Raw genomic sequence first — 10,299 nt, 5'->3', positions numbered from 1 at the left:
GGAATATTTGGGTCGCACTGACCATCAAGTGAAAATTCGAGGATTTAGGGTTGAGCTTGGTGCCGTTGATGCGGCGGCGCAAAGCCATGAGAGCGTCAACCAAGTGGTGAGCGTGGTTCGTCAAGGCAGTGAGAATGGTGAGAGCCAATTGGTGACTTACGCTGTCCTGAATTCAGAATGGCTTGAGCGAATCGAAGAAGCGCGAAGCGGTTTATATGAGCACCTGAAGGCACAATTGCCACACTATATGGTGCCATCGATTATTCAAGTATTAGAGGCGATGCCACTGACACCGAATGGCAAGATAAACCGTAAGGGTCTGCCAGAGCCAACGTCGCTAAGCATGGGCATTAGCTATCAGGCGCCGCAGGGTGAGGTAGAGACGCGTTTGTGTCAGCTTTGGTCAGAGGTGCTCAAACTGGATGCATCGACCATCAGTCGAGATGCGAATTTCTTTGAAGTTGGTGGGCATTCACTGCTTGCGATTGAGCTTGTAAACAAAATAAAGCAAAACTTCTCGGTAAGCTTGCCACTGACAAGCATATTCCGAGCACCTGTGCTTCATCAACAGGCCTTGTCGTGTAAAGGCGATACTCAAATTGGGCTAGACTCGACAAGCGTCAAAAAACAAGTTAATAAACCAGCGCTGCTACCTTTGTCTTATGCGCAGCAACGTTTGTGGTTTATTGACCAAATGGAAGGACGTAGTAGTCAATACCATATGCCAGCGACGCTTTCATTGCAGGGTGAGGTTAATTATCAAGCGCTCCAAGGTGCATTCTCTGCTGTGATTGCCAAACATGAAGTGCTTAGAACCACCTATCATAATGATCAGAAAGGACACGCTTATCAGCATATTGAACCCGTTGTTCAAACCTTTGATCTAGTTATGCATGATTTATCTGGTTTAGCTAAAGAGGAGCAAGGAGATAAGTTAGATAATCTGCAACACGAGTTTACTGAGCAGGAGTTTGATCTTAGTAACGATATTATGCTGCGTGCGGCCCTATACAAACTGGCGGAATATGAGTATCAGTTGACGGTCGTCATGCACCACATCGCCAGTGATGGTTGGTCTGCCAATGTCTTTATTGGTGAGTTAAGTAATGCGTATAACCAGTTGGTTCGAGGTCAGCAGGCTGAGTTGTCGCCTCTGGATATTCAGTATAGTGATTATGCAATCTGGCAAAGACAGTGGCTACAGGGTGATAATCTCACCTCACAATTGAACTACTGGGCCAAGAAGCTTAGAGATATTCCGGAAGTACATAGTTTGCCTCTTGATAAACCTCGCCCTGCCAAGCAGTGTTATGCAGGGGACGTTGTGATAGAGCGTCTCGAAATTCAAGATCTGCGTTCACTTCTCGAGCTATGCAATGCTAACAACGCCTCGCTATTTATGGGATTGAATGCGGTTTTCTCCATGCTGCTCAGTCGATATAGCGGTGAGCAAGATATTGTTGTGGGTACTCCAATCGCTAACCGAGAACAGTCAGAGCTTGCTCAGACAATAGGTTTCTTTGTGAACAACTTGGTTCTTCGTAGTCATGTGGATATGAGTCAGAGCTTCCAACAGTTGCTTGCACAATCTCGCGATACTGCGTTAGCCGCTTATGAACATCAGAATATTTCCTTTGAGCACTTGGTTGAAGAGTTAAAGCCTTCACGTGATCTCAGCCATCATCCGATCTTCCAAGTGATGTTGGTGCTGCAAAATACGCCTGAAGATGGGTTTGCTTTTGATGGTGTGCAAACAAGCAGCGTCGATAAGAATGCCTCAACCACATCCTTTGATCTGACCCTCAACATTGAGCAACAGGCGAATGGATTGGAGATGCAATGGGAGTTCAACACCAGTTTATTTGAAAAAGCAACGATTTCTCGTATGGCTAAACATTTAGTTGGGTTGCTACGAGGTGTAACTCTGTCTCCTGATGAGAAAATGAGTGAGATACATGGCCTGACAGATGCTGAGATAGGCACGCTTTTAGCCCTAGGGAACGAGCCTTTGTCCTCTCAACACAATGAAGTGAAGGGTCTATGTATACATGAGCTATTTGAGAGTCAGGCATCTGCTTCACCAAACTCCATTGCTTTGATATTTGAAGATAGGCAAGTGACTTATCATGAACTTAACCGTCGTTCAAACCAACTCGCTCATCATCTAGTGGAGCTGGGTGTTGGACCAGACCAGCTAGTGGGCATTAGCTGTGAACGTTCAATCGAACTTATTGAAGTTATGCTTGCTGTCCTTAAAGCGGGTGGCGCGTATTTACCGCTTGATCCTACTTATCCAGAAGAACGTTTAGCTTACATGGTTCAAGACAGTCGACTTAGTTTGATCGTCGGTGATAAAGGTGTTCAAAATAAGTTGCCTCAAGATGCCCATTTCATAGAGCTTACACAGCTGACAAAAGACGCAGAAGGAGAAAGTGTCGATAATCTCTCGGCTTACCATTTGGGTGTTAGTTCTAGTAGTTTGGCTTACGTTATTTATACATCGGGCTCAACAGGTAAACCTAAGGGGGTGATGTTACAGCATGACGGCCTAGTTGATTTAGCAATAACTCAACAACAGCGCTTTGGGATTAGTTCATCTTCTCGGCTACTTCAGTTTGCATCCTTTAGTTTTGACGGCGCGGTTGCTGAGTGGGCTGGGGTGCTCAATGTAGGTGGTACTTTGGTTCTTATTAATCAGCATCAGGTGCACTCTTCAGAAGCGTTAACAGATATGGTGCATCAGCATCAAGTTAATTATGCCATTTTACCACCTGCTCTATTATCCGCTCTTGACGTTAATAAATGGCATGGTGTGCAGCACTTGATTTTGGCAGGAGACTCATGCCCACTGCCGCTGGCAAATACTTGGGCACAAGGTCGCCATCTGATGAATGGCTATGGCCCCTCCGAAACAACGGTTTGTGGCACGATAGGAGATATAAAAGAAAATACAGTATCGATAGATATAGGGACGGGTATACCAGGTAAGCGTCTTTATGTATTAGATACTGAACGCAACCTTGTCCCTATTGGGGTTGGCGGTGAGCTCTATATTGGTGGTACAGGCACAGCACGCGGTTATCTTCATAAACCTGACTTAACCGACGAGCGATTTATCCAAAACCCGTTTGTTGAAGGGGAATTGATGTATCGCACTGGCGATAAAGTGCGTTGGAATAACCAAGGTAAATTAGAATTCCTGGGTCGTGTTGACCATCAAGTTAAATTGCGCGGATTTAGGGTTGAACTGGGTGAGGTTACATCTGTGATTCTACAGCAGCCTCAGGTCAACGAAGCTTTTGTTTTGGTGCGTGAGGATCAAGGAGACAAGCGTTTGGTCGCCTATTGGTCGGCAAATGCTGGAGAGACTATCGAGTCAAATGAGTTAAGGGAAGCTATTAAAGACTTATTACCTGGATACATGTTACCTTCAGCTATCGTAAAAATGGACAAACTACCGATAAACGCCAATGGCAAAGTTGAGCGTAGGCAGTTGCCAGAACCCGACTATTCATTGCTTAGTTGCGCATTTGAGGCAGCGAGAAGCGATATTGAGCTTGTATTGTGCGAAGTATGGAAACAAGTCTTGGTCATTGATCAAGTCGGTATCAGTGACAATTTCTTCAGCTTAGGTGGCGATTCTATATTAGCGATGCAAGTGGTATCACAGGCTAAGTTAGTGGGTTATAAAATCTCAACGCGTGATTTATTTGAATATCAAACGGTAAAAGAATTAGCACAAGTTGCACAATTGATAGACACGAATCAACGCAGCCAAAAGATTATAGGTAGTCAAAAATTACTCCCTATTGATCACTACTTCTTTGCAGGAGATGAAACCGATCGCCATCACTTTAACCAGTCACAGTGGTGTACGTTATCAGAGTCAATCGATCTAGAGTCTCTTGGCGCTGTTTTCGCTTCCTTGTATCAGCGTCATGATGTGATGCGATTGAGCTTTACGCAGAACAACGCACTGTGGAACGCAGATTATCTCGCCATAGATGAACGTAGTGCTGACAATGCGTTTGCGCAGAGCCTATGGATTGAAGACCTAACGGTTTTGGACGAAAGCCAATGGGCAGAGCATATGCTTGAAGTGTCGAATAGGGCACAAGCAAGCTTAGTGATTGACCAAACGAAAGGATCTATGGTTCGGTGGGTCTGGTGTAAAACACCGTCAGGCCAAAGTGACAAGCTACTTTGGATTATGCATCACCTAATTGTCGATGGCGTATCTTGGCGTATCCTTGTGCAAGATCTTCAACTAGCGCTAGAACAAGTGACACAAGGAGCGCCTTTCTTACTTGGGACTAAATCCGATAGCTATCAAGCTTGGGCATCTGCCATGAGTGAGTTTGCGAGTTCTGAGGCAGTAAACCGCGAGAAAGCGCATTGGCTATCGGTACTCAATGCTCCATGTGGCAGCTTAGCCTGTGGTGATTTGAAGGAACTTGATGCTTCTATGAGTGGCAATAGAAGACGAGTGACGCTGAAATTTAGTGAACTGGAGACCAAAGCGCTAATTTCAAAGTCCAACGAATGTTATCACACTCAAATTAACGATCTCCTGCTGGCGGCTTTGGCGGATAGTTATGGACTGATATCTGGCCAAAATACTCTCAAAGTTGATTTAGAAGGTCATGGGCGTGAATCCGGAGTGATTGTGGATGCTTGCCCAACGATGGATGAGCTTGATTTGAGCCAAACTGTTGGCTGGTTTACTCACGTTTATCCTGTGTTATTAACTAATGCAGCTGGATCAGATCTCGCAATACTGATAAAGGGCATAAAAGAGCAACTAAGAGCAACGCCGAATAAAGGGCTTGGATTTGGTGCTCTTCGTTATCTCGCGAAAGATGATGATATTGTCCAAGCAGATCGTCCATCTGAAATAGTGTTTAACTACTTAGGTCAATTTAATACAGATTGCGAAGAAGTAGAGACCTTTAAACAGCTAGGAGATGAAGTCAGCAAACGTAGACAGAGAACACATGGCATTGAAATTACCGGTATTATTGTCGATGGTTTGTTGGAATTTACGTTTGACTATGATGCTGAGACTTATCCGCAAGTATCTGCAATTGCGGAGCAATATCAGGTCAGTTTGATCAATATCATCGAGCACTGTACCTCTAATAAGGGCGGACATACACCATCTGATTTCCCTCTGGTGGATGTGACCGCTGATGATATTACTTTGTTTGAATCACAATACTCTGAAATTACCGATATCTATCCGAGCACCCCAATGCAACAAGGGTTACTTATGCATAGCCAAATGGCAGAAGGCACAGGTATGTATATGTGTCAGATGGATATGTTGTTTGAGGAATTAATTATTCCGACTTTCAAACTTGCGTGGCAAAGGGTTATCGAAAGGCATGATATATTCCGTACCGCGTTTGTTGAGTCAAGCAGTGGTGAACTGGTTCAAGTGGTCGACAAACAAGCACATATCGAATGGCAAGAGTTGGATTGGAGAAGTATTGCAAAAGAGCAACAGGAAGCTCGCTTTATCGACCTCTCCAATGAGGAAAGAGTTAAACCACTCGACTTAACTTGTGCGCCTTTAATGCGGTTCGCAATGGTAACATTGTCTGATAAACGACAACGCTTTATTTGGACTAATCACCATGCTTTATTAGATGGTTGGTGTTTAACCATTGTCTTTGACGAAGTGATGAAATTGTACCAGGCAGAGCTAGGTGTTGATCTCGGCCCGCTACCTGTTGTGAAACCTTATTCTAGCTATGTTAAATGGCTTCAGAAACAACCGAAATCAGAGGCGAAAGCTTACTGGCAAAGCTACTTGTCTGATGTGACTGAACCATGCAAATTAGACTTCAAGGCTAAGCTAGGTAATAGCGAAGAGAGTGATGGAAGCATAGACAAACTGCTCGATGAGCAAACAACAGCTAGGTTGAATCATTTTGCTAAGCATAATCAGGTGACGATCAATACTGTTGTTCAAGGTGCTTGGGCTCTGCTTCTCCATCGATACAGTGGAGAAGAGACTATAGTATTTGGTTCGACTCGTTCTGGTCGAAACATACCTCTGTCCGGTGTGGAAACAATGGTTGGCTTATTTATTAATACCTTACCTGTGCGAGTAAATTTTGCTGACATGCAGTGCCATCTTGGGCAGTGGTTGCAGGAGCTAAACAAAGAACAAAGTGGTCATGATAGCTTTGCGTATAGCCCTCTAAGCGATATTCAGGAATGGAGTGGTATACCCAGTGGAGAAAGCTTGTTTGACTCGTTAGTTGTGGTAGAAAACTACCCGATCAGTCAAAGTGAACAAGTCATGAATGATAAGTTACCGCGCTTGATTGAATCTAATGGCGAAGAACAAACTAACTTCCCTGTTACTTTAGTTGTCGTTCCCGATCATCAAACAGAAATAAAATGGTTGTATCAAGGCTCAAGCATATCATCGCAGCGAATGGAGAAGGTCGCGGCTGATTTTGAGCATTTATTGACTATGATGCTGGACTCGAGTGACCAAGCTCTTGACTCTCTCACTTTACTCAGTAAAGAGGAAAAACATTTAACGTTAGTTGAATGGAATCAAACTGATAGTGACTATGATCGCAACTTTGATATGGCGCAGTGGTTTGAGTCTTGTGTTGCTAGAACGCCGGATGGATTAGCTCTTGTTCATGGGGATCATAATGTCACCTACCAAGATCTAAATGCCAGAGCAAATCGCTTAGCGCATTATTTGTCTTCTCAAGGCATAGAGGCTCAGCAACGTATTGGTGTTTGTTTACCATCTGGTGTTGAGTTGATTACCGCCTTGTTGGCAATTGTTAAGCTCAACGCAGTTTATGTGCCGATCGATTCGAGCTACCCTGCAGAGCGGCAAGCTCATATTTTACAAGATACTCAGGCTGGCTGTGTGCTGACGAAAAATAGTATGGCTATCGCTGTGTCGGAGAGTATGTGTGTACGCATCAATATCGACAGCGAGTCGTTGCGGTCAACACTAGACAAAGCATCCTCAACCAATCCTGAGCGGATAAAAGTCAATACCAAAGATTCACCTGCTTATGTGATGTACACCTCGGGCTCTACGGGTATGCCAAAAGGCGTGGAAGTAACGCAGCAAGGTGTGATTCGCTTAGTGAAAAATAATTCCGCGCTGCCACTTACCCAAGATACGGTTATGCTGCAGTGTGCTTCTGTTACTTTTGATGCTGCAACTCTTGAAATCTGGGGACCTCTGCTCAATGGCGGGACTTTAGTTGTCTATCCAGAAACCTTGGTTGATGCCACACAGTTAGGCAAGGTTATTGATCACTATCAAGTCAATATGCTTTGGTTAACATCGGGACTATTCGACCAGTTTGTTGCCATTAACGAGCATAATTTACCTAGCCTAAAACACCTTCTGACGGGTGGAGATGTGGTTAATCCTTATTCAGTGTCTCGTTTTTATCAGCAGCAAGCAGATGTGACCGTGATAAATGGTTATGGCCCAACAGAGAATACGACCTTTACGACGTGTTATCCAATACCAAGGGAGCTGGCTGTTACCCAGCCTATTCCAATAGGAAAACCCATCTCAAATACCACAGTGTATGTACTGGATCGCAATCAAAAGCCGGTGCCAGTTGGTGCTATTGGTGAGTTGTACACAGGTGGAGAAGGTGTCGCCAAAGGGTATATAAATCAGACTGCTCTCACCGCTGAGCGCTTTATTCCAAATCCTTTTGCAATCAATGAGGAAGAAGCTGGTTGTTTGTATCGCACAGGAGACTTAGTACGTTGGCAACAAGATGGCACTTTGATGTTTGTTGGCCGCGCTGATAGCCAAGTTAAGGTTCGTGGTTATCGTATTGAGCTTGGCGAGATAGAATCGCAGCTTATGTCAATTGACGAGGTTGACACTGCGCTAGTGGTGGTTAAAGAAAGGCAGATTGAGCAATCGAGAGATAAGCAGTTGCTCGCGTATGTGGTAGGACATGCTGAAATGGATGCTAGCTCAGAGCATATCAGGGCGGCACTCTCTCAAAACCTGCCAAGTTTTATGCTGCCAGATCATATTGTGTTGATGGATCAATTCCCACTCAACGCCAATGGTAAGGTTGATCGCCGCGCGTTACCAGAACCTAAAATGTTGGCCGACAGTGACTTTGTTGCATCACAAACAGACACAGAACATAGGGTATCTGAGCTTTGGTGCGAATTACTGAATTCAAGCACAGCAATCAGTGCAGTAAGTAGTTTCCTAGAAGTAGGAGGAAACTCGTTGCTGTTGATGCGAATGAACGCACTGATCAAGGATAGGTTTGGTGTAGAACTTACCATTGAAGCTCTATTCGCGTCTCCAACAATCCAAGGTATCGCGAGCATGATTGAGCAACATAAAGATTTGGAAGAGTCGACTATGCTCGATGACATTCTCAAACAAGTTGAGGATCTTGATATTGAAGATTTGGAGTCTCTTGATATCGATGATTTGGAATCACTTATAGACTAAACACAATGTCAGAAAACATAACTAAATTGGCTTAACCCCCCTAAAAAGATGATGAGAAAGCTCGAAATGAGTAGGGCTTTCTCTACTCTAAAACAATGGAATGAAAGAGTATGGCTACTCAAAATAATAATAAACTTGATAATTTGTCTCCTGAAAAACGTGCGTTAGTAGAAAAGCTTCTTGCCAAGAAAAAACAACAAAAGTTAGCTCAGATACAAGCCAGTAAAATTACTGTCCCAGATAGGATGAGGACCAAGGGGAGACTCTCCTTTTCTCAGCAGCGACTTTGGTTACTCGATCAGTTGGAAGGAGGAAGTGCTCATTACAATATCCCCTCTGCATTGCATATTCAGGGAAAACTCGATCTTAAAGCCCTGAAATCCGCGTTTATACAAATCATCGACCGACACAGTGTATTGCGAACTCAGTATGTAAAGCAGGGTGATGACGCTCAACAAGTTGTTATGCCTATGCCGGTAGAGTTTTGCTTTGAAGTGATCGATCGTAAGCAAAAGCTTGCTAACGTTATCAGGGAATGCGGCATAGAAGCGGCTATGTTGACAGTAAGAGCAGAGCTTGAATTACGAACAGAATACGTTTTTGATCTCGAGCGAGATACGTCACTGCGTTGTCATTTGTGGCAGTTGGATGAAGAAAATGCCGTGCTTTTGATACTGGTTCACCATATTGCCGCAGATGGTTGGTCTATGGGGGTGCTTACTGACGAGCTGAACCAACTTTATCGGCAGGCTACTATGGGTGTTGTAGACACACTAAAACCCATCGATGTTCAATATCTAGATTATGCACAGTGGCAACATGAATACTTAAGTGGGGAGGTTCTGGAGCGCCAGCTTACCTATTGGCAAAAGCAGCTTGCTAACATGCCAAGTATACATAATTTACCGCTGGATAGAGCAAGGCCCAGTCTACCAAGTTATCAGGGAGACACAATAACCACTCACATTCCGATGAACTTGGCATCGTCTTTTAAAACCTTGTGCAATGATTATGATGCCACTGTTTTTATGGGTGTGTATGGCGCTTTGAGTGTCCTGCTTTCTCGTTATAGTGGCGAACAAGATATTGTGATTGGCACAACAGCCGCAAATCGCGACCAAACGCAAGTAGAAAACTTGATCGGCTTTTTTGTTAACATGTTAGTGCTTCGCCAGCAGCATGATGATGAAGCGAGCTTCGTTGATATTCTTACCCAGAGTAAGCGCATTGCGTTGGATGCATTTAATCACCAACAAACACCCTTTGAAAAAGTGGTTGAGAGAATTAATCCCGCTCGAGATATTAGCTACCATCCAATGTTCCAAGTTATGCTGGCAGTGCAAAATAATCAATCTAGTGATCTAGATCTTGATGGGTTGAGCTTTAGTGATGTAGAGATAAAGTCGAATAATGCCAAGTTCGACTTATCACTCAATGTTGAAGAGAATGAATCCGGCCTTAGCTTAAGTTGGGAATACAGCACAGATCTGTTTAACCGTGCCAGCATTGAGAACTTGGCAAACAGCTTTACGCTCTTACTTGAAGCCATGACTGAAAACCCAGAGCGCTGCGCGTTCTCGGTACCATTGGTTGACTCAAAGACACGTGAGACAGAGCTTTACGCGCACAACCAGACCAAGCAAGACTATCCCAAAGGTAAATCTGTTGCAGATTTGTTTGAAGCTCAAGCCTTGCTGACACCCGATGCGCCTGCAGCCACGTTTGATGGGGACACATTAAGCTATCGAGAGTTGGATAAGCGAGCCAATGCGTTAGCGCATGAGCTTCAATCTCGGGGTGTTGGCAGCGATGAT

2 protein-coding genes are annotated in these 10,299 nt (G+C 44.3%); both read left to right on the top strand.

Annotated elements, in window-relative coordinates:
- The first annotated feature begins 7 nt into the window (after positions 1-7).
- On the top strand, positions 8-8,485 hold the full coding sequence (locus tag MHN79_RS20650; protein ID WP_275436721.1) for a non-ribosomal peptide synthetase: 8,478 nt from the start codon (positions 8-10) through the stop codon (positions 8,483-8,485).
- Positions 8,486-8,595: 110 nt separating this feature from the next.
- Positions 8,596-10,299: condensation domain-containing protein (locus tag MHN79_RS20645; RefSeq protein WP_239174853.1), on the top strand; the 1,704-nt coding region annotated here is incomplete at its 3' end.

The sequence above is a fragment of the Vibrio sp. Of14-4 genome (assembly GCF_022347625.1).
GTDB lineage: Bacteria > Pseudomonadota > Gammaproteobacteria > Enterobacterales > Vibrionaceae > Vibrio > Vibrio pristinus.
The sequence above is the reverse complement of the archived record's forward strand: the minus strand, read 5'-3'. Positions and strand labels throughout refer to the sequence as shown.